This is a genomic window from Chlorobium sp. (genome assembly GCF_036528655.1).
In the GTDB taxonomy this organism is placed as follows: domain Bacteria; phylum Bacteroidota; class Chlorobiia; order Chlorobiales; family Chlorobiaceae; genus Chlorobium.
This window is the reverse complement of the sequence record NZ_JAIGND010000003.1, coordinates 93,508-113,689: the sequence shown is the minus strand read 5'-3', so window position 1 is coordinate 113,689 and position 20,182 is coordinate 93,508. Positions and strand designations below refer to the sequence as shown.

The following is a 20,182-nucleotide window of genomic DNA, read 5'->3' as shown; positions in this document are numbered from 1 at the left end:
CGGCAAAATAAAAACCCTCTGAGTCTGACTTCAGCGGTGCGAATCGAGATATTCCCGCAGAATAACACATGCCGCCGCGCTGTCAAGGCGCCCTTTTTTCTGACGTTCTTTGCGGCTTATGCCTGATTCGGCAAGAATCCGCATTGCATCGCGCGAAGAGCGGTGTTCGTTTACCCGTTGAATCGGCACCGAGGGGAAGGCGACACCGAGATCGTCGATGAACCGGTCTACAACTCTGGTCATGGTGTTTTCCGTTCCATCGTCGTTGAGCGGATATCCTACCAGGATGATGCCGATTTCTCCTTCGTCAACCATTGCCGAGAGTTTTGCGAACAGTTCGTCATGTGCGCATGTGCCGGCAGGCTGGGCAAAGAGTCCGAGAGGGTCGCTCCATGCAAGTCCGATGCGCTTCGTTCCATAGTCTATAGCAGCGATTCTTTTTTTCTGTTGCAGGTTCATGGTGCCTGTTTCGCTATTTAATGTTAATTTGTGGTTGTATAAATAAAGCTGGATTTTGCGGGAACGCAACTACAGGTATATCTCGCCAAAGGCGTGTATGGTACGTGTTAAAATATAGCATATGCTCAATATTCTTGTATAACTGCTTGGCTATATGGCATTTTGGTATTAATTTTGCGTGTTCTTTTCATGAAGCCCGAGGGGGCTGCAATAAAAACAAGTATAACGGGAGCAACACTATGGCAAAGGTTGTTATTATAGGTGCCGGTTTCGCGGGCCATACTGCGGCGATGTACCTTGGCGATGCGATAGGTCGGGAACACGAAATAACGGTTGTCCACAAATTCGATTATTTCGGCTTCGTGCCTTCATGGGTCTGGCTCGGCATAGATGCCGTGAAGCCGGAACACACTATCTTCAAGTTAAAGCCGATCTACGACAAATTCAATGTGAACTTCGTTCAGGGGTCGGTAACTGCGGTGCATCCCGATGAGAACTACATTGTCCTCGATCAGGCAAACAATGCCGGTCCGGCAAGCCTCGAATACGACTACCTGATCATCGCGACCGGTGCGCATATGAATTACGATGCAACGCCGGGCCTCGGACCGAAAAAATTCACCCAGTCTATCTGCCATTACGATACCGCCATTCAGGCGCGTGATGCCTATCTGCAGTCGGTGGAGCGCATGAAGCGCGGAGAGCGCCAGAAACTTGTGATCGGAACCGGCCATCCGCTTGCGGCATGCCAGGGCGCGGCCTTCGAGTATATCACCAATATTCATCACGATCTTTCCGAAAGGGGTATAAGGGACAAGGCCGAACTTGTCTACCTTACCAACGAGCCTGAAATCGGCGATTTCGGCGTGGGCGGCATAAACGTCGTTACAAAAGGAGGCAGAATTGCAAAGGGAGGCGATCTCATCGAGGACGCGATGGATGAGTTCGGTATCGGAAAAGCGGTACGCAGAGGCGTTAAAGAGGTCGATGCAAAGAAAGTCTACTGGGAGGATTTCGAAGGGAACTACGGGGAGACCGATTACGATTTCGCCATGCTTATTCCCCAGTCGCGCGGCGTTACTTTCAAGTTTTTCGATAAAGACGGGCAGGATATTTCCTCGAAAGTGTGCAATCCTGGCGGGTTTGTTTTTGCCGACGGTATCTACGGTCTGCCATATGAAGATCTTGTTAAAAACGCAAACGCATGGCCGGCCCAGTACTACAATCCGACATACAAAAACATCTTTTCTGCCGGTATCGCTTTTGCGCCTCCAGGTCCGATTTCTGCGCCTCATACGACCAGAAATGGCACGGTCATTACTCCGGGAGCGCCGAGAACCGGCATGATCTCCGGAGTAATCGGCAGGGTAGTAGCATTCAACGTGATCGATATGATCAGGACCGGCCGCATGACCCACCGCGAACGCATGTCCGAAATGCTTGCAGTCTGTATTGCCTCGAATGGAAAATCTCTCTGGAACGGTTCGGCTATCGTGATGATCATTTATCCTATCGTACCCGACCATTCGCGCTACGATAACAAGGAGGGGCGAGATATGTTCGTCACAAAGGTGGAGCGCGGTATTTCAGGCGCATGGCTCAAGCAGATGGTGGAAACCACCTTCATGCACAAGTTCAGAGGCCGTATCGGCTGGCAGTTCATACCTGAATGACCGGTTAAGAAACGAATTCAATCAATGACAAAATGCGATAACCATGAGGCCAACATCGTTTGACAAATTTCTGATGCGCTGCAGGATCTACCAGCTCTGGCGCTTTGTCGTGCTGAACATCAAGATTCTCAAAGCCGTTCACCACGAAAAAACGTCCTGAATATTCTGTGTTTCGTCAGTATTCCGCTATTATTTGTGTTTCTGTAATGCCTGTTTTCCCCCTATGGGAATTCAGGCATTTTTTTTATACTTCATCTGCGATAGAAACCGCGTATTGTTGATGTTGTGTGTTGACGGAAATATCGAGTTTCGGCTTATCCATTTATTCTCATAATCCACAAACTCTTACGACCAACATGAAATCACTTGTTCGTTTATTGCCTGGTGTTATTCTGGCGGCGGGAACACTTTTCCTGAGCGCGCCGGCAGAAGCCAGATGGGATAATCAGGATGACTGGCGAGGTTCTCTCGTATGGAGAGGCCGTGTAGACGATAAAGTCGATCTCTATATTCAGGGACGTTCAGTCAGAGCGAGGGTTGTTTCCGGACGGCGCGTGGAGAATCAGCGTTACGATTTCGACGGCCGGCTTCCGAGGCGGACAGAGTATGTTCGACTGGAAAAGATCAGAGGGCGGGGCAGCGCATATGTGCGTCAGCAGCCGAGAAGTTCCAACAATTATACGGCAATAGTTCGGATCTACGATCCGAGGGGAGGTGCCGCTCCGTACCGGTTAAGAATTAATTGGTGAATTGTATGATCGAATGCGGTTTATGGCTGCACTGTAACGAAAAAGAGCCCCGGTTTCAGGGGCTCTTTTTCGTTACAGTAAAGGAAATCCTAAACGAAGGTATGGTAGGTCTGGCCTGCAAAGACGATCAGAAACCGTAACACCAGACCTCCGAGAAGCACCATGACCGGCGCGACGTTTGGAAACCTGATATGTACGCCTGCCGCTTCGAGGAACTCGAGCAGAAGCGGAACAACGAGGCCAGCTGCCACGAAAATCCCCCAGAACCAGAACATATAGGACATTCCGGCAAGGTTGACGTCGCCGGTGATCAGGTGCATCATGGCACCGTGGCTGTTGGCAGAACCGGTAAGGCCGCCGAGTACGAAGAGGCCTACCGTCATGATCTCTATCCAGATGGCGTTTGCGTCGATCATGCTGTAGACCGGTTTTTCATCTTTGGGGGCAAGCAGCAGCATGAGCGCGGCTGCAGCGGAAATACCAGATACGAGAAACAGCATGCCGAGGATCGAGCTCGACCAGAGGGGGCGGGCAGAGAAGAACGAAAGCAGGATGCCGGTATAGATGCCGATTCCTACTCCGATATGGGCGTTTACCAGCGCTACCATGGTCATGTGATTTTCCGTCCAGTCGATCACCTTGTTGACGATCTCGATATTGAAATCGCGAAGCTGACGTTTGTTCACGAGCATTGCCTGCAGAATGGCGAGCGGGAAAAACGCGATGAGAATCCAGCTTCCGGCCGACATGGGCGAAGTGGGCTGGACGGTGGTGTAGAATGCCCATACATAGAGCGGATGGGCAAGGTCGAGAAAGAGAAAGAGCATGCCGATGCCAAGCAGGGTCGGCGAGAGAATCGAACCGATCCTCACGGCAAGGCAGGGACATCCGTTGCCCTCGTCACGGGGTCCGATGCCGAACTTGCGCTTAAGGACGATCATGATCGAGGTGATCACGAGCAGCCCGCCGGCAATGCCGCCGAGAAAGAGGTAGAGAGGTATGTGCCACTCCCAGATGTGCAGATGGGGTACCACATTCGGATTGAGTTTCGTCGAGACGATCTCGTTTACTGCAGTTGCCAACATAGTTACGCTCCGGGTTTATTGCTTGCGGAAATCCAGTGCAGGCTCGGTTCCGTTCCTGCATGTTCTTTCTGGCGGTAAACGACCTTACCGCTCAATAACTGTTTTGCTTTCTGGTCCATATTGTTGAAATCGACCAGATTCAGGCTGCCGGTCGGGCAGATGGAAACGCAGGCGGTTTCCATGCCCTGTTCGATACGGTGCTGGCAGAGCGAGCACTTGTCCACGAATCCTTCAGGGTGTACGAAGCGGGCATCATAGGGGCAGGCAGCCATGCATGCTTTGCAACCGGTACAGAGCGACCTGTTGACCTGGACCGTACCGTCTTCGGCATAGTGGGACGCCCTGGTCGGGCAGTAGGTGACGCAGGGGGCGTTGTCGCAATGCTGGCAGCGCTCCGAACGGTTCTCCATGGTAAGTTTCGGGTACTCACCTCCAGTCTCCTGCACAACCCAGTCGCGGCAGTATCCTTCCGGCACATGGTTCTCCTGCTTGCAGGCATAGACACAGGCTGAACAGCCGACACAGACCCTGGTGTCGATGACCATTCCATAGTTTTTCTTGTTACTCACGCGTTATGCCTCCTTTATGAATGTCACGAAATTGTTCTGGAACCCGACGCCACCCATAGCTGGATCGATATCGGTTCTCGATATGAGCTGATTATGTGAAGCGCCTCGTTTATAGGCCCAGGTGAGTTTTGCCGAAGTGTGGCCGAAACCGTGCACCATGTATACCGCATCGGTACGGATCCGCTGGGTGACCTTCACCTTCACCGGGAATTCCGAAACCACGCCGTTCTGGTTCTTGAGGTGCACATATTCGCCGTTCTGCAGGCTGTGCTTTTCTGCAATCCGGTTGTTGACCCAGACTTCGTTCTCTTTTGCTGTTGCGAGATCCCCGAGGAATCGGTTGTTCGCCGTACGCCCGAAGGTAAGCATCGGCTTGCGTCCCGTCAGCATCCGGTAGAATCCTGCCGGAGCTTCCGGCTGGGGTACGTATTTCGGTACGGCGTCGAACCCTGCTGCCTTGAGCTGGGCCGAAGCCAGTTCGACCTTGCCGCTCGGAGTTTTCAGGTTCAGCGATTCGCCAGGTTTCCGGTAGAGATCGGTTTCCGGCATCACCAGCACGCCTTTTTTTCTGATCTCCGCAAGGGAACTGCCGACCAGTTTGAGTTTCCTGTCGAGACCCTTTTCAACGCTCGGCGGGAAGGCTCCATGAATGCCCCATTTTTCGGTTATCATTTTTGCGATTTCATTGCCCGGTTTGGAATCGTACATAGGGGCGACCGCAGGCTGCCGCAGCGCCACGAACGGGGTACGGAAGGCTCGGCCGTTGTCGAGGTCGTCGTACCTCTCGAGATAGGTGCACTCGGGAAGCACCACGTCGGCATAGCCGGTCACTTCTGCCGGCAGCACATCGACGGCGACCACGAATTCGGCTTTCTTCATAGCTTCGATGGCCTTGTCCCGTCCGAGGGTCATGGTCTCCGGCAGGTTTACGCCGTAGATCAGCAGACCCTTGATATTGCCGGCGATGGTATCCTCGATGATTTCGTGCGAAGTGATGGTATTGGACGGTTCGTCCTGCGGGAAAAACGGATATTTGCTGTAAGCCTCTTTTTCATAGGCCGGATGTTCATGTGCGGCCGGCGGCTGAACGAGCGGGAACTTCTTGAATGCGACGACGCCTCCAGGCATCCAGAAGTTGCCAACCAGCGCGTTGAGGATATGGATGGCTCTGATCCGTTGCAGCGCGTCTCCGTACCAGTTGGTGCGCCTTCCGCTGTGCACGAAGGCCGCAGGGGCATGAAAGGCATATTCTCTGGCTATCGTGCGGATGGCATCTGCAGGAATTTCTGTGATTTCCGCAACTTTTTCAGGGGTCATCTCCATTACTGAATCCCGGAGCTCGTCGAAGCCTACCGTATGAGCTTCGACGAACGCCTTGTCGTAAAGGTTTTCGCTGATAAGCACATGCATGAGCCCCTGCATCATGGCGATATCGGTTCCCGGCTTGATGGGTAGCCAGTGCTCGGCCTTTCCTGCAAGGGTGGAGAATCGGGGATCGAACACAACGATCTTCGCGCCGTTGCGGATGCCGTCGGATATTTCCTGAACTGCGGTATTGTGCATGTTCTCGCCGAAGTGGGTGCCGAAGAATATCATGTACTTGCTATTCTTCATATCGAATCCTTCGGGCGTATCGCTCGGATAGCCGTAGGTCAGTACCGAGGCCTGCCGGGCAGGGCCGCAGCAGAGGTCGTATGAAGGTTTCGCATACTTGTTCACGCCGATCTGCGAGAACATGTTCTTGAAGAACGAGACGCCGTATCCGTGATGCAGCATGGCAAGCGCTCCCGGGCCGTGCTCTTCCTTGATGTTCCATAGTTTTTCGGCTACAAGGGAAATGGCTTCTTCCCACGAAGCCTTGCGATAAAACTGCCGCCCTCCTTTCGTTTCGCGGATAAGCGGGTGAGCAAGGCGGTCAGGATCGTAGAGCAGACCCGTTCCTCCGGTACCTCTCGGGCAGAGCTTGCCCTGACTGAGAGGATGATGTTCCGAACCGGTGATCTTGTAAACCTTTCCGTCCCGGACATGAGCGGCAATGCCGCACCGCCAGAAACAGTGTTCGCAAAACGAATAAACCACTCTGCTGCCCTCATCGCCGACCTGATCGTCCGCACCGGAGAACGCATGTCCGGTGGCGGTTGTCACAGCGGCGGATCCTGCAAGGAAAATAGAAGATATCTTTATGAAGTCCCGGCGGCTGAAGTTCTGGCCATGGCTCATATGATGGGCTCCTTACTGATGGTTGACGAAATACTGGAACTGCAAGTTGGTATAACCAGCCTCACTCCGCCGCGTAGAAATTATTTTGCGGATTTGTGCCCGACTTGGAATTGCAATGGCGATTTCAGTGAGTGCTGCATCGGACAAGCAACGTAAATGCCTTACCTGTAAGGCTTCGGCAATACAGTTTCCCGTGCCTGAAAAGTAATGGTTTTCCGAATGGAAACCTTTGTGGCCGAGACGGCTTGCGGAGATTAAATGATGTTATATGAAGCATAAATATAATTGTTCGAACAACATCATGCAATGTAAAAATATTTCTCTTGCTGTGTTTGTATGTTGTTTTTTTTAAATAGCTTATTGGTTTTATAGATATTGCTTTATGAGTATATGGTTTATAAGATCAATGACCTTGTATTGATATGGAGATATTGTTTCTGTGCCGGGTTATTATTGTTTTGTTATATATGAGCGATAACAATTGTTATCGCTCTTGTGTTTTTTTATACGTTTTCTTGCGAATAACGATTGTTATATCCTTTTATATGTTTTGATGTTTTTTTCGGCATCGGCAGGCCGTGAGAGCGTATCGGAAGGAGAAGGACAGACTCTTTTCGGCAGGTGTCGCGGTTTTTTTCTTGACAGGCGAATCAGTACATTTGACTACTAACCATTAGCGGATGTTTCTATGAAATCACTCTATTACTTCATTGGCGCAGGATTTTCCATTCTGCTCTCGATCTATATTTTCATTTTCGGCACATCGCCGAACCATGAACTGATTGCCATTTTTATCGGGCTCTGGGCGCCGACCATCATCTGTCTCGGCATTTTCAACACCCTGCTCGGAATTCTCGACGAAATGTGCTGCGCGCACAAGCGCATCGAGGAGCGGCAGACCTGCGGTCATGACCGGTAACATGTCGGTTCGAAACCTGTTGCTGGTCGGTGCCGGGGGATTCGTTGGTTCTGTGGTCCGTTATATCGTGGCGCTTGCGGTACCGTTTTCCGGTACGGGTTTTCCTTTTGCAACCTTTACGGTCAATCTGCTCGGCAGCTTTCTCATCGGGTTATTGAGCGAGCTTGCAGTCTCCACCACGCTTGTTTCTCCGGAGATGCGACTTTTACTTGCAACGGGTTTCTGCGGTGGATTTACAACATTTTCTTCCTTCATGTACGAGAACAGTGCCCTGATCCAGGATGGACAGGTGCTCTACATGGCTCTCTATCTTGCCGGGAGCGTTGCCGGAGGGTTTCTTGCGCTCTACACCGGTATGGCAACAGCTAAACTCTGGTCATGATGCACTTCATCGAATCGGAACTGTTACGTGTCTTTGTCGGCGAGCAGGAAAAGCTGCACCATCGCCCCCTTTTCGAGCTGATGGTCAGCGAAGCCCTTGAACGAGGCATGGCCGGAGCGACCGTTTTTCGCGGCTATCTTTCCTTCGGCCTGCGGCACAATGTGCACACCGCAAAGATATTAATCTGGTCGCTCGACTGCGATTTGAGCGGATATGATACCGGGCCTTGTTGATTTGTAATCTTTCATCTATGGCCTTTAGAGCCTCGAATTGTACGGCGTAGAGTCCTTGATCGAACGTGTAGCTGGCTTATCCCTGAACGGGTATAATAAAAAGGGCCGCCATTTCGGCAGCCCTTTGTGCGTTTCAGTTTTCTCGCAGCTTACTGGTGTGCGGCGACGAGTGCGTTGTAGTTCGCCTTGACGGTCTTTTCCAGATCCTCGTCCGAATGCACGTAACTGGTGAACATGGCCTCGAACTGCGACGGGGCGAGGTAAATGCCCTGGTCGAGCATGGAGTGGAAGTACTTGCCGTATTTTGCAGAGTCTGCGGTGATGGCGCTCTTGTAATCAACAACAGGGGTTTCGGTGAAGAAGAGGCAGGCCATCGAGCCTACGCGGTTCTGCACGTAGTTCAGGCCGAGTTTCTGCATGTTGTCCCTGAAACCGGCTTCGAGGAATGCCGCTTTCCTTTCGAGTTCCGGGTATGGATTCTCTTCGATGAGGATTTTCAGGGTTTCGAGCCCGGCAGTCAGGGCAAGCGGGTTGCCCGACAGGGTGCCTGCCTGGTAGACCGCGCCGAGCGGGGCGACGTTTTCCATGATCTGGCGCTTGCCGCCGAACGCTCCTACAGGGAGGCCGCCGCCGATAATTTTTCCCATGGTTGTGAGGTCGGGAGTTACGCCATACAGCTCCTGTGCGCCGCCGAGTGCTACGCGGAAGCCGCACATCACCTCGTCGAAGATCAGGACGATGCCTTCCTGGTCGCAAAGCTCGCGCAGAGCAACGAGGAATTCTTTCTTTGCCGGGATGACGCCGGTGTTGCCTGCGACCGGCTCGATGATGATTGCTGCGACCTGGCCTTTGTTCTCGTTGACGAGCACTTTGACCGATTCGATGTCGTTGTAGGTGGCGTTGAGCGTGTCGTTTGCCGTGCCTTTGGTGACGCCTGGGCTGTCGGGAGCGCCGAGCGTCAGGACACCGGAGCCTGCCTTGATGAGGAAGCTGTCACCGTGGCCGTGGTAGCATCCTTCGAACTTGATGATTTTATCCTTGCCGGTATATCCGCGGGCAAGGCGAACAGCCGACATGGTGGCTTCGGTGCCGCTGTTCACCATGCGGACCATCTCGAGCGACGGAACGATCTTGCACAGCAGTTCTGCAATCTCGATTTCCATCTCAATCGGGGTGCCGAAACTGGTTCCGATGTTGCGCAGGGTGTATTCGATAGCGGCGGTCAGCCGGGGATGCATGCTGCCGAGGATGAACGGCCCCCAGGATCCTACATAATCCAGATAGGTGTTGCCGTCCACGTCGGTCATGTAGGCACCTTCGCCTTTTGCCATGTATATCGGCGTGCCGCCGACGGACTTGAATGCACGTACCGGGGAATTCACGCCGCCGGGAATAAACTTCTTGGCAAGCTCAAAGAGCTCTGCTGATCTGGTTAGCTGAGGCATGTCGGGCAATTGGATTTTGGATTTGATGAAACAGGACGAACGGAAACAGACGCATGGTGCGGCAAAAAATAATTATTCCGCAAGATAGAAATCCTCTGTGAGATATAAAAACAGGCTGGTAGTAATGGCGTTATTTAGAGAGCATTTGTGTGACGACGTCAAGATTTCTTGTACGGGGGGCGCGTTCCAGATGCAGGGCACAGTATTCCTGGAGCATCGAGGCAAGCATTGCGGTCTGGTCTTCGTCTGCCTGTACGCTGTCCAGTTGCTGCAGCGGGGTGTCGGCAATGGCCAGGAGCAGGCGGAATGCATCTGACGGAATTCTTCGTTCCTGTTGGGTCCGTCCGGTTGCGGCAGCGGGAATGGCGATGCCGCCGGGGTTCATCACGAACACCAGTTCCTGAAGGTTCATTGCCCTGATTGCCGGAGCGATTTCCTCTCCGCTGCAGACGCATCTTGTTATCGATGGTTCGAATCCCAGAAGAGAGACAAACCGCAGCAGGAACCATGCGAGGAGAAGTTCGAAGCGCCTTTCCGTCCTGTAGAGCTTTTCCAGCGCTGTTTCGAGCAGCGAAAACAGCGGCAGGTTTTTCTCCTCGCCATCGACCGCATAGGCGACGAGATCCACCATACGGTACATCGTAGCGAACCGTTCCAGATTCGGTTCGGTGGCAAGCGGGCTGTGCACCACGCTGCCGTCGCTTACCAGCTGCACCTCCCGATTGGTTTTCCTGTAGAGCACGATATCGAGTACGCTGCCGGGACTGAACTTTCCTGAAAGACGGCTTTTTGGATTTCTCGCACCTTTCAGGATAACCGGCACCCTGCCGAAGTCGCGGGTGAAGAGCGTGCAGATTTTCGATTGATCTCTGAATTTTGTCTCCCTGAGCACTACGGCGCGTGTTTTTACAATCACGGCAGGAACTTTTATAATTCTGGAAATATAGTTATATACGGAAGCCTCTGCCGCTTACGGCAGAATTCCCAATTAATCAGTGATGCAGACGTAAAACAGGTGAAGCAGCAGTTTCCTTTTAATCATGAAACGCATAGTTGCTTCTGCCGGTTTTCCGGATGAACGATATATACCATATAAGGAGAACAAGATATGCCAACCTACCAATACCGTTGTTCGAGCTGCGGAAACGAACTTGAAGTGTTCCAGAAAATGACCGAGAACGCCCTTACAACCTGCCCGAAATGCGAAAAGGAGACCCTTGAACGGGTTATCAGCGCATCTGGCGGATTCGTACTCAAGGGATCGGGTTTCTACGGTACAGACTATTGCGGCAGCAAGGCCCCGACATCCTCCTCTTCCGCTCCAGCCGGAGGCTGTTCAACAGGTACCTGTCCTTTCGCGAAATAAGCTCTTTTCCGGATAAATATCAGTTGAGCCTCCCTTCAGCCCGGATGGGGGGCTTTTTTCCGGCACATCGTCAAAAAGGCCGCTCCCGTTCTCTCCACACAAATCTCTGCAGATTGACCTTCGGGTTTCCCCGGTACCCTTCGGGATATTGCCGGCCCTCCACATTACCCGTTACTTTAGCCCTGTCGAGCTTGCCCTCCACGAAGAACATCCGGATCGAGTTTCCGCTGGAGTAATTGATGCCGGAAGGCCGGCCTTCCTCATCGTAGAGATGGTAGAGGCTCTCTGCCTGCCCGGTCACGGTTACGTCCGAGAGTTTCGCCCTGTCGTCCATCGTGATGACCATACGATTGCCGCTCAGCTGGTTATAGAGTACGGGGGATGTCGAAAGCGTGTCGCGTGCGGCAAGCAGCGCGTTCCGGTGAACCTGTACCTCGTCAACGTACCGGCTCTCTTTTCCTGTCCGTTTTTTTGTGTGAACCATGATGATGTCGCCGCTGAGCTGCTCGTTTTTTCCCCACGCGATGGCTTCGTCATAGAGCCATAGCCGGTTTTCCCTGTTTTCCAGCACGGCTTTCCGGGCTCTTGCCATAATACCGCCGTCGCGCATCCGGCCTCGTACGTTGCCGGTCAGTTCTCCCTGCTCGTTTTCGGGGAAATAGACGCCATTGTCTGCGCGGATTTCAATGTCATTGTCTGTGATGACGATGTTTCCCGAAAGCACGACTTTATTTTCTGATTCGAACTCCGTTGCGCGGTCGCAGGAGAGCGTAACCGTTCCGTGCAGGAAACGTACGTTGCCGACTGCCGAACGGTAGGACTGTCGAGCATCGCCCGATACTGTTTCGCCTCCCTCGATGGCGTCGGCGTTCAGGAGAATAATTTTCTTTTTTTCCGCCTGCAATGTATTATGAACCGGAAAGGACATCGCCGTCAGGAGCAGCAGCAAGGCGGCGAAGAGGGAAACGGATCGAAAGGCCTTTGTCATGGATATTGTCGGATGGTCGTTCCGTAATTCGAACCTGCACTTCAGCTCTATAATGTACTAAAGCTTTTCAGCGATGAAAACCATACTTCTCATAGCAGGCGGACGGCAAGGTTCCCTGATGCTCGCTCCGCTCTACCAGGAACTCAAAAAGCGAGGAGGCTACCGTCCGGTTCCCGTTGCGGTTCTCGAGTCAGGAGTACGGTTGCTTATGGACGGCGTTGCCGGCGCTTTCGGTTTGGAGTCCGATCTGCAGAGCCTATCCCTGTCCGAGGGAACCGCTGCGGAGGAAACCGCATCGGCGATGACCGGGCTTGAAAAAATCATCGTGACCGAAGCTCCTGATCTCGTCATGATCTGCGGCAGCGACAGCGCCGCGATGGCCGCTGCCGTTACTGCGGCAAAGCTCGGTATAGCCGTAGCTCCTGTCGATGCCGGTCTTCGCAGTTACGACCGCAGGGAGTATGCCGAAATTAATCGTATGCTGATCGATACCGTTGCGGATTTCCATTTCGTGAGCGAACACAGTGGCGAGTATAACCTCATCAACGAAGGCATCGCCGAAGAGCAGCTCCACTTTGCAGGAAACCTCACCATCGACAGCCTTGTGGGTCTTATGCAGGATGCCAACAGGCTTACCGTTACTTCCGATCTCGGCGTTGAACCGAAAAAATATGCCCTTCTTCTGCTTAACCGTCACGAGCAGTGTATCGAGAAGCAGTACCTCGATATGCTGCTGCGTCTGCTTGCGGAAATAACCGGCCAGATCGTTGTGCTCATGCCGCTCACTCAAAGCATGGAAGCCGCGATGAAGCGATTCGGTCTCTACGAAGCGTTTGCAGCGCTCTCCGGCCTTCGGATGGTGGATCCCCAGGGCTATACCGCTCAACTGCGTCTTCTGAAAGACTCTTCGCTGCTTATTACCGATGCCGACGAACTGCAATCCGAAGCGACGGTCATGAACGTGCCTTGCCTCACCATGTCGGAATCGAGCAGCCGTCCATCCACCATCGAAACAGGAACCAACGTGCTTGTCGGCGAGGACGAGGAAGAAATTCTCTCCCGTGTCCACGACATCCTGCATGTTGATGATCACGCCCACATGCCAGGACGCTCGAAAATTCCGGAAAAATGGGACGGAGCCGCCGCCGCGCGCATCGTAGACGTGCTCGACCGGATTATGTGACCGACAGAATAAACAGGCGGTCAATCGTATTGACTGCAGAAATTCTTGATTATGCCTGAATTTGCTATTGAATGGCGGGCTGGAAAATCCGCTCTTCGTTCAGGATGGACTCTATTATAAGGGAAATGGCTGTTTTCCGGGTTTCTTTTTTCGGAAAAGATTGTTGATCGGAAACAAGAGGCTGTCCTGGTTTTGCTTCCGAGAGAGCCTCTTGTTCATTACATGATTTCGGTCATTTTTTCGTGACCCTGCAATCGACCCTCCTGTTTTTCTGTCTTCCTTCTTCCGTTGCATTGTCGGCAATCGGGAACTGGTCGCCGTAACCCTCGGCTTCGAGTCTTGAGTTGTCGATGCCGAGCTTGACGATTTCGGCCATCACCGCTTCTGCGCGTTCCTTTGAAAGCGCGAGGTTTGCCTGAGGATCGCCGATATTATCCGTGTAGCCTCCGAATTTCAGCGCTACATTGGGGAATGCCTTGAGGATTTCGTTGAGATTGCCGAGCTGTTCCTGCGATTCGGGTTTCAGGGTTGCCTTGCCGGTATCGAAGAGGAGCCGATCGAACGAGTACCAGGTTTCTTTGCCGACCGGTTTCGTCGCATCCTCGATGAAGGCAATCAGCTTCCTTTCTATGCCGAATTCCGGAATGTTCAGCTTCACGCCGTTCGGCAGTTCATACTCGCCGAAGGCGCCGAGCGAGTCTGCCGCGACAGCGGCGGAGTCAGGCGCGACAGTCGCGGTATCCGGAGCTGCCGCTGCGGTATCCGGAGCAACCTCCGCTGCCGGAGGAGGAGTCTCCTTTACCTGAGGGTGGCTGCAGGTTTTCATGAAAAGGCCGAGTGCGATTATGCCGAGAAGAAAAGGCCAGAGACTTTTAGCGAACGAGGCGGGATTGCCCGGAATGCCGGTCGGTAAGGATGGCGGCATGCCTCCAAGCTGCGAGAGGCTGACCAGGCCGAGCACTGGCGCGAGTGCTGCAGGTGCCGCCTGCTGCACGGAGAATATCTGGGCGTTCAGCATATGTACGAGGCCTTCGGAATCGAGGTTGTCCGATGCGGCCTGTTTGCCGATGATGCTCATGACGAACAGAGCGATCATGCCCGTCAGGGAGGGTATCGAGGTTTTTGCAAGGCCGGTCGATGCAGCGAGGACTTTGCAGAGCTGCTCCTGTTTGCTGCCGAAGAGGAATGGTACCAGTGCGCTGCCGGTTTTCAGGAGGTCTTCCGTGCGTTTTCCGCCGGAAAGCTTCGAGCCGAATGTGTTGAGGAAACTGTCGTCAAGATTGCCTGTCCTGATTTTCGTCAACAGGTCAAGTCCGCCGCCGGTTGTCGACGCTTTGTTGATGATGCCGGCAAGGACAGATGCGGATACTGCGCCGAGGCTGCCTGTAACCGTTGAACGTTCTTCTCCGAGAAGTGATGCGATTTTTCCGGCGTGTTCACCCATGAGGCCGGTGGTGACGAGTTCCAGCAGATTCAATGCCATGATTGCTATCCTCCTGTTGTTATGACGTTATGTAACCGGAAATGAAGGCGGGGTGTAAGATCTGTCTTGCATATTCTGGCGCGCCTGTTGGCCGGGAGGGCCGGGGCGCCATGTTTTCCGATACGTTGCCGGTCGTTGCCTGTGCCCATGGCAAAGCCTCTCCCTGCTGATGAAGTGCGACTTCAGGGTTGTATGCGTTCGTATCTCCAATGTAACCTGATTTTCTGACGTTTCAATGCCATCTTTTTCAGGTGGTCATAGGACGGGTTTATGGCCGGATCCGGCTGATGCCGAAAAGCGTCGGTTCAGTATTCATGGTCAAGGAACAGCAGCGGATCGACGCTGGTGCCGTAAAGGTAGGTGCCCCAGTGGAGATGGGGGGCGGTTGATATGCCGGTATGGCCGACAGTGCCGATCACTGCTCCTTTGTCGATGATTTGTTCCTCTTTGACGGCTATGGTGTGGAGGTGCATGTAAATGGCGGTGAGCCCCTGGCCATGGTCGATGACGACCGTGTTGCCGTGCAGATGGAATCCTTCGGCGACCGTTCCAGCGAGTACAACCCTGCCAGCAGCCGTGCTTCTGACGGGCGTGCCCTGGGGCGCCGAGATGTCGATGCCTTTATGATAGCTCGTAACCGGTCCTCCGTTATAGGAACGTTTCAGTCCGAAGAGACTGCTTACTCTTCCTGGAGCAGGGCGCAGAAATACTCCCGAGTGGAGCTTTTCGGTGGTCTGGATCTGCAGCGCGGCTTTTACCCTTGTTTTTTCGGTTTCGGTGGCCCTTATTCCCTTTTTGGTCGGATTGAGCCTGATATGCTGGATTTTACGGTTGTTTGGTGTCACCCGGACGGGGATATTCCTCTCGAAGGATGCGGTTCGCACCAGAAGTGCGTAGCTTCCGGGGTTGGTGAGATTTTCGACCGGCACCAGCGCCCGCCAGGAGCTGTCCGGCTGACGGAACATGGCGAAGCTCCGTTCCATGAACCAGAGCGTCGGCTGGCCGGAACTGCCGGTTACGCTGACCGTGAAAAACTGCCCCTGTTGTCTTTCGGATTCCCGGACATCGACCTGCAAGGGTTCCTCGTACGCTTGCGCTTCGGGATGCCGCAAGGTTATGGTGACAAGGATTAAAAGGAGTAAGCTGATCGCGCGCATGGCAGAAAGCGTTCAGGTTAATGCAAGATTGTACAGGACAGCGTTGTCGTTTCCGCTGATGACCAGACGGTCGGGGTGAAGCTCGGCGACTGCACAGGCGTATCCCGGGTGCTCCGTGCGGTTGATGAATGCCGGAAGCACTATGTAGTGCATGCCATTCTCCAGTGTATGGCCGCCATGATGGAAGTGGCCTCCGAGAGAGGCCTTGACCGCCGGGTATGCGGCAAGAATCTCCCTGATTTCCCTGTGGTTCCAGAGCAGGCCATGTTTCGGGTCGGTCGTTGCCGGGTGCAGGGGAAAGTGGCAGACCACAATGACCGGTTCGCCGTTATCCGACGCCGCCTGCAGGGAGCTGCAGAGCCACTCCCTCTGCCGTTCTCCCACTGCTCCGCAATAGTCGTGCATGGATGGTTCGGCAAGCGCTTTGTCGAATATATCCCAGTCGGAGGGGGTTTCCGGTTCGTTATGTACAGATATATCCATACCGTCGAGAACGATGAATCTGTATGAACCGGCAGTGAACCGGTAGTATGCGCATTGCAGACCGAGCGTCAGGAGCAGTTCGTCGCGCGGTACGGCAAGATCGTGGTTGCCGATCACATGCCGGATAGTGCCTTTGCAGGTGTCAAATATCCTGCAGGCAAGCCGAAGTTCGTCAGCAGCCGCGTTGTCGCTGCCGTTGATGAGGTCTCCGAGCTGCAGCACGAAATCGGGCCGGCAACGGTTGAAATGGCTCAAGCAGGAACGAAGTTCCGCGGCGGCAGGGGAGGCTGCCGCGGGTTCTTCTTCAAGGCCGAAATGGATGTCGCTGATGAGGCCGATTCGCATGGGTATATTCCTGCGGCTCAGTCGCTGAATTCCGAAAGGTATTTTTCCATGAAATCGTCAAGGTCGCCATCAAGCACGGTTTCTACATCGAAGCGCTCGTAGTTGGTGCGATGATCCTTGATGCGGCGGTCGTCAAGCACGTAGCTGCGGATCTGGCTGCCCCATTCGATTTTCTTTTTCTTGCCTTCGATCTCGCGTTTCTTCGATTCTTCTTCTTCGCGCTGCCGCTGGTAGAGCTGGGCCATGAGCATTTTCATGGCGCGTTCGCGATTCTGGAACTGCGAACGCTCCTCCTGGCATGAGACCACGATGCCCGAGGGTACGTGCTTGATGCGTACGGCGGTTTCAACCTTGTTGACGTTCTGTCCTCCTTTGCCGCCGCTGCGGAAGGTCGATAGTTCGAGATCCTCCTTTCTGACCTCGATTTCGACGTCTGGCGGGGCTTCCGGGTAGGTGAAGACGCTGGCGAAGGATGTGTGGCGCCGTGCGTTCGAGTCGTAAGGCGATACCCTGACGAGGCGGTGAACGCCGTTTTCCGCTTTCATGTAACCGTAGGCATAAGGGCCTATGATTTCAAGCGTTGCGGTTTTGATGCCTGCTCCGTCCCCTTCCTGGTAGTCGTCGGTGAACACCTTGAACCCTTTGCGTTCGGCCCAGCGCATGTACATGCGGTAGAGCATTTCTGCCCAGTCCTGGGCTTCGGTTCCACCCGCGCCTGCGTGGATGATGATCATGGCGTTGCCGGGATCGTCCTTGCTGGAGAGCATGTTTCTGAACTCGAGTCTGCCGATCTCCTCGTCGAGTTTCGCTATGATGCCGGCGAGTTCGTCCGCAAAGGAATCATCCTCAAGTTCCGTGGCGATTTCAAGCTCCTCCGCGCATGTTTTCGCTTCGGCGTCAAGCTTGTCGTACGCTTCGGTCCAGGATTTGTGCCCGTTGAGTTCCCTGAGGATTTTATTGGCTTGCTGCTGGTCGTTCCAGAATGCCGGATCGGCGGTTATTTTTTCGAGATCGTCGATTTTTTCCTTGCGTTCATCGACGTCAAAGATACCCCCGTAACTGTTCCAGGCGTTCCAGTATGGCCTGCAGTCGTTCTTTTTGCGGTTCGAACATGGTTCGTTATTTATCCGTGGTTACTGTTATGCTGTCGGTTTTCCGGTGATATGCCTTGCGGAGTGTTCCGAAGTGCCCATATCACAATGCAAAACTAAGGAAATTTATTTTTCGGAGAAATCAAACAGCGGCTATAGAGCAAACTGTTATCGATACTGCCGAAAACTTCATATTTTCCATTCAAAACTATCAGGCTGGAACAATGCTGCCGGAAACGGGGCATAATCCGCCTGTTCCGTACCATCCGGTCTGCCAACCTGAGTATCCGATTATGAACAACACATTCCGCCATGCGCTTCCGCATCTGCTTCCCGCTGTTTTTGACGGCCGACAGAGGGTTATCGTCGAACAGGTCTCTCCCGAACTCGATGGGGGAATATATCCGGTCAAATGCGTGGAAGGCGAGTTGCTGAGGGTCGAGGCGACGATTTTTGTCGATGGGGCCGATACCGTTTCCGCCGAGCTTTGCCGCAGGTCGCAGGGAGATGCGGACTGGAAGCGGTTTCCTATGCTTCCCAAAGCCAACGACCGCTGGGAAGGTTCTTTTACGGTCGGAAAACCGGGTCGGTACGAGTATACCATCGAAGCCTGGGTCGACCATTTCCTTACCTGGAAGAAAGGGCTTGTCAAAAAGGTCGAAGCCGGTCAGGACGTTTCGCTCGATCTGCGAATCGGAGCCGCCTTTATTGAGAAAGCCGCAGGACGGGCTGAAGGCGATGACGCGCGTTTTCTTGCTGCATATGCGGAACGGGTGATTGCCGGGGAGCAGGATGCGGCAGTCGAGGCGGCCATGGAGCCTGGACTCGATACACTTATGGCCCGTTATCCCGACAAGTCCTGCGCTACCATGTATGACCGGGTTCTCGGGTATGTGGTCGAAACCCCGAAAGCCGGATTCAGCACCTGGTACGAATTTTTTCCCCGTTCATGGGGGCGCGAGCCGGGAGTTCACGGAACCTTCCTTGAGTGCATGGATCTTCTGCCGCGCATTGCCGGCATGGGCTTCGATGTCATCTATCTGCCCCCCATCCATCCGATAGGGGTCACAAAACGGAAAGGAAAGAACAACGCGCTTGTTGCGGCGCCCGAAGAACCTGGCAGCTGCTGGGCTATCGGAAGTCCGGAGGGCGGACATAAATCGGTGCATCCGGAACTCGGCACCATCGGGGATTTTCGCGCTTTCGTTGCCGAGGCGGAACGTCACGGCATTTCCGTGGCGCTCGACATCGCGTTCCAGTGTTCGCCGGACCATCCGTATGTAAGGGAGCATCCGCAGTGGTTCAAATGGCGGCCGGACGGAACCGTGCAGTTCGCCGAGAACCCGCCGAAACGGTACGAGGATATCCTGCCGATCGATTTCGAGACGCCCGACTGGCGGAATCTCTGGATAGAGCTGCGGAGCATTTTTCTTTTCTGGATCGAAAGCGGCGTTACCATTTTCAGAGTGGACAACCCGCATACCAAGGCATTTCCTTTCTGGGAATGGGTCATTGCGACCATTCAGGCAGAGCATCCCGAAACCGTCTTTCTTGCCGAAGCGTTTACCCGTCCCCGTCTGATGGAGCGGCTTGCGAAAACAGGGTTTACGCAGTCGTACAGCTATTTCACCTGGCGCAATACAAAATGGGAGCTGCAGGAGTATCTCGGGGAGCTGAGTTCGGCACCGCTGAAGTATTACATGCGTCCGAACTTCTGGCCGAACACTCCTGACATCCTGCATGAGGAGCTGCAGACCGGAGGGCGCTCGAAATTCATCATTCGTCTTGTGCTTGCCGCTACGATGTCGTCCAACTACGGCATGTACGGGCCGGCTTTCGAGTTGTGCGAGCATTTGCCCGTCGCACCGGGCAAGGAAGAGTACCTCGATTCGGAGAAGTACGAAATCAAACGCTGGGATCTCGACAGGCCCGGCAACATCAGGGCGGAAATCGCGCTTGTCAACCGCATCAGAAAAGAGAATCCGGCATTGCAGCAGACCTCGAACATAACTTTCGTGCGCATCGATTCGTCGGCTAACCACGAGCACGACTGGCTTATCGGGTACGTCAAGCATTCCGTGGATGAACGGAACATCATTCTCTGCGTGGTCAATCTCGATCATTCCAACACGCAGGGCGGATGGCTGCGTTTTCCTCTCGAACGGTTCGGTATCGCCTCCGACAGCAACTACAGGGTGGAAGAACTGCTCGGCGGCAGGAGCTACGATTGGCACGGCGAGTGGAACTACGTCGAACTGAACCCGGCGGTGATGCCTGCCCATATATTCAGGGTGAGTTTCACGTCGTGACGAGAGAACTTGTTATTTCTTCAATTATCAAATTTTCAGATTT

General features: G+C 53.8%; 19 protein-coding genes. 8 read left to right on the top strand and 11 right to left on the bottom strand.

What is annotated here, in order from left to right; all coding sequences use genetic code 11:
- Nucleotides 1–30: 30 nt before the first annotated feature.
- A complete protein-coding gene (gene ruvX / locus K4305_RS00645) occupies nucleotides 31–459 on the bottom strand; it encodes a Holliday junction resolvase RuvX (RefSeq protein ID WP_331560390.1) in 429 nt (142 codons plus the stop codon).
- Between the two features lie 239 nt (nucleotides 460–698).
- On the opposite strand from ruvX, the gene K4305_RS00640 reads away from it, so the two are divergent.
- Both K4305_RS00640 and K4305_RS00635 read left to right on the top strand, forming a co-directional pair.
- Nucleotides 699–2,132, top strand: a complete 1,434-nt coding sequence (locus K4305_RS00640) for an NAD(P)/FAD-dependent oxidoreductase (RefSeq protein ID WP_331560389.1) — start codon at nucleotides 699–701, stop codon at nucleotides 2,130–2,132.
- 356 nt (nucleotides 2,133–2,488) lie between these two features.
- Nucleotides 2,489–2,881 (top strand): hypothetical protein, encoded by a 393-nt coding sequence (locus K4305_RS00635; RefSeq protein ID WP_331560388.1) that lies wholly within the window; start codon nucleotides 2,489–2,491, stop codon nucleotides 2,879–2,881.
- A gap of 89 nt (nucleotides 2,882–2,970) precedes the next feature.
- Here K4305_RS00635 and nrfD read toward each other — a convergent pair whose 3' ends face one another.
- The 3 genes from nrfD to K4305_RS00620 are packed head-to-tail and all read right to left on the bottom strand — an operon-like array spanning nucleotide 2,971 to nucleotide 6,755.
- Nucleotides 2,971–3,966, bottom strand: coding sequence for an NrfD/PsrC family molybdoenzyme membrane anchor subunit (gene nrfD, locus K4305_RS00630; protein ID WP_331560387.1), 996 nt, complete (start codon nucleotides 3,964–3,966; stop codon nucleotides 2,971–2,973).
- A gap of 2 nt (nucleotides 3,967–3,968) precedes the next feature.
- The gene (locus tag K4305_RS00625) at nucleotides 3,969–4,535 is read right to left on the bottom strand and encodes a 4Fe-4S dicluster domain-containing protein (RefSeq protein WP_331560386.1); all 567 of its coding nucleotides are present in this window, start codon (nucleotides 4,533–4,535) and stop codon (nucleotides 3,969–3,971) included.
- A gap of 3 nt (nucleotides 4,536–4,538) precedes the next feature.
- A complete protein-coding gene (locus K4305_RS00620; protein WP_331560385.1) occupies nucleotides 4,539–6,755 on the bottom strand; it encodes a molybdopterin-containing oxidoreductase family protein in 2,217 nt (738 codons plus the stop codon).
- A 688-nt stretch (nucleotides 6,756–7,443) separates the two neighbouring features.
- On the opposite strand from K4305_RS00620, the gene K4305_RS00615 reads away from it, so the two are divergent.
- From K4305_RS00615 to K4305_RS00605, 3 genes are read left to right on the top strand one after another with little or no spacing between them, the layout of a single operon-like run.
- Entirely contained in the window at nucleotides 7,444–7,674 is a 231-nt protein-coding gene (locus tag K4305_RS00615; RefSeq protein WP_331560384.1) for a hypothetical protein, read from the top strand.
- Nucleotide 7,675: 1 nt separating this feature from the next.
- Nucleotides 7,676–8,056 carry a fluoride efflux transporter CrcB gene (gene crcB / locus K4305_RS00610; RefSeq protein WP_331560383.1) on the top strand — a complete coding sequence of 127 codons (381 nt, stop codon included), beginning with the start codon at nucleotides 7,676–7,678 and terminating at the stop codon, nucleotides 8,054–8,056.
- On the top strand, nucleotides 8,053–8,289 hold the full coding sequence (locus K4305_RS00605) for a DUF190 domain-containing protein (protein WP_331560382.1): 237 nt from the start codon (nucleotides 8,053–8,055) through the stop codon (nucleotides 8,287–8,289). Before crcB ends, K4305_RS00605 begins: the two co-directional genes overlap by 4 nt.
- 149 nt (nucleotides 8,290–8,438) lie before the next feature.
- Here the strand turns inward: K4305_RS00605 and hemL are convergent, their stop codons facing one another.
- Nucleotides 8,439–9,734 carry a glutamate-1-semialdehyde 2,1-aminomutase gene (gene hemL / locus K4305_RS00600; protein WP_331560381.1) on the bottom strand — a complete coding sequence of 432 codons (1,296 nt, stop codon included), beginning with the start codon at nucleotides 9,732–9,734 and terminating at the stop codon, nucleotides 8,439–8,441.
- 130 nt (nucleotides 9,735–9,864) lie between these two features.
- On the bottom strand, nucleotides 9,865–10,650 hold the full coding sequence (gene recO, locus K4305_RS00595; protein WP_331560380.1) for a DNA repair protein RecO: 786 nt from the start codon (nucleotides 10,648–10,650) through the stop codon (nucleotides 9,865–9,867).
- A gap of 192 nt (nucleotides 10,651–10,842) precedes the next feature.
- Here recO and K4305_RS00590 point away from each other — a divergent pair, with 192 nt between their 5' ends.
- Nucleotides 10,843–11,100, top strand: a complete 258-nt coding sequence (locus K4305_RS00590) for an FmdB family zinc ribbon protein (RefSeq protein WP_331560379.1) — start codon at nucleotides 10,843–10,845, stop codon at nucleotides 11,098–11,100.
- A gap of 70 nt (nucleotides 11,101–11,170) precedes the next feature.
- Here K4305_RS00590 and K4305_RS00585 read toward each other — a convergent pair whose 3' ends face one another.
- Nucleotides 11,171–12,088, bottom strand: coding sequence for an LptA/OstA family protein (locus tag K4305_RS00585; RefSeq protein ID WP_331560378.1), 918 nt, complete (start codon nucleotides 12,086–12,088; stop codon nucleotides 11,171–11,173).
- A 73-nt stretch (nucleotides 12,089–12,161) separates the two neighbouring features.
- Here K4305_RS00585 and K4305_RS00580 point away from each other — a divergent pair, with 73 nt between their 5' ends.
- On the top strand, nucleotides 12,162–13,271 hold the full coding sequence (locus K4305_RS00580) for a UDP-N-acetyl glucosamine 2-epimerase (RefSeq protein ID WP_331560377.1): 1,110 nt from the start codon (nucleotides 12,162–12,164) through the stop codon (nucleotides 13,269–13,271).
- 232 nt (nucleotides 13,272–13,503) lie between these two features.
- Here the strand turns inward: K4305_RS00580 and K4305_RS00575 are convergent, their stop codons facing one another.
- The 4 genes from K4305_RS00575 to prfB form a co-directional block, all read right to left on the bottom strand.
- Nucleotides 13,504–14,754, bottom strand: coding sequence for an OmpA family protein (locus K4305_RS00575; RefSeq protein WP_331560376.1), 1,251 nt, complete (start codon nucleotides 14,752–14,754; stop codon nucleotides 13,504–13,506).
- A gap of 305 nt (nucleotides 14,755–15,059) precedes the next feature.
- Nucleotides 15,060–15,911, bottom strand: a complete 852-nt coding sequence (locus tag K4305_RS00570; protein ID WP_331560375.1) for a M23 family metallopeptidase — start codon at nucleotides 15,909–15,911, stop codon at nucleotides 15,060–15,062.
- A 12-nt stretch (nucleotides 15,912–15,923) separates the two neighbouring features.
- Complete coding sequence (locus K4305_RS00565; protein WP_331560374.1) at nucleotides 15,924–16,739, bottom strand: metallophosphoesterase; 816 nt, start codon at nucleotides 16,737–16,739, stop codon at nucleotides 15,924–15,926.
- 17 nt (nucleotides 16,740–16,756) lie between these two features.
- Nucleotides 16,757–17,852 (bottom strand): peptide chain release factor 2 gene (gene prfB, locus K4305_RS00560; protein ID WP_331560373.1). Its coding sequence is split into 2 segments (ribosomal slippage): nucleotides 16,757–17,782 and nucleotides 17,784–17,852, totalling 1,095 coding nucleotides; the frame shifts between segments, so codons are not numbered across the junction.
- A gap of 271 nt (nucleotides 17,853–18,123) precedes the next feature.
- Between prfB and K4305_RS00555 the strand changes: the two genes are divergently transcribed.
- On the top strand, nucleotides 18,124–20,139 hold the full coding sequence (locus K4305_RS00555) for an alpha-1,4-glucan--maltose-1-phosphate maltosyltransferase (RefSeq protein WP_331560372.1): 2,016 nt from the start codon (nucleotides 18,124–18,126) through the stop codon (nucleotides 20,137–20,139).
- The last annotated feature ends 43 nt before the right edge of the window (nucleotides 20,140–20,182 follow it).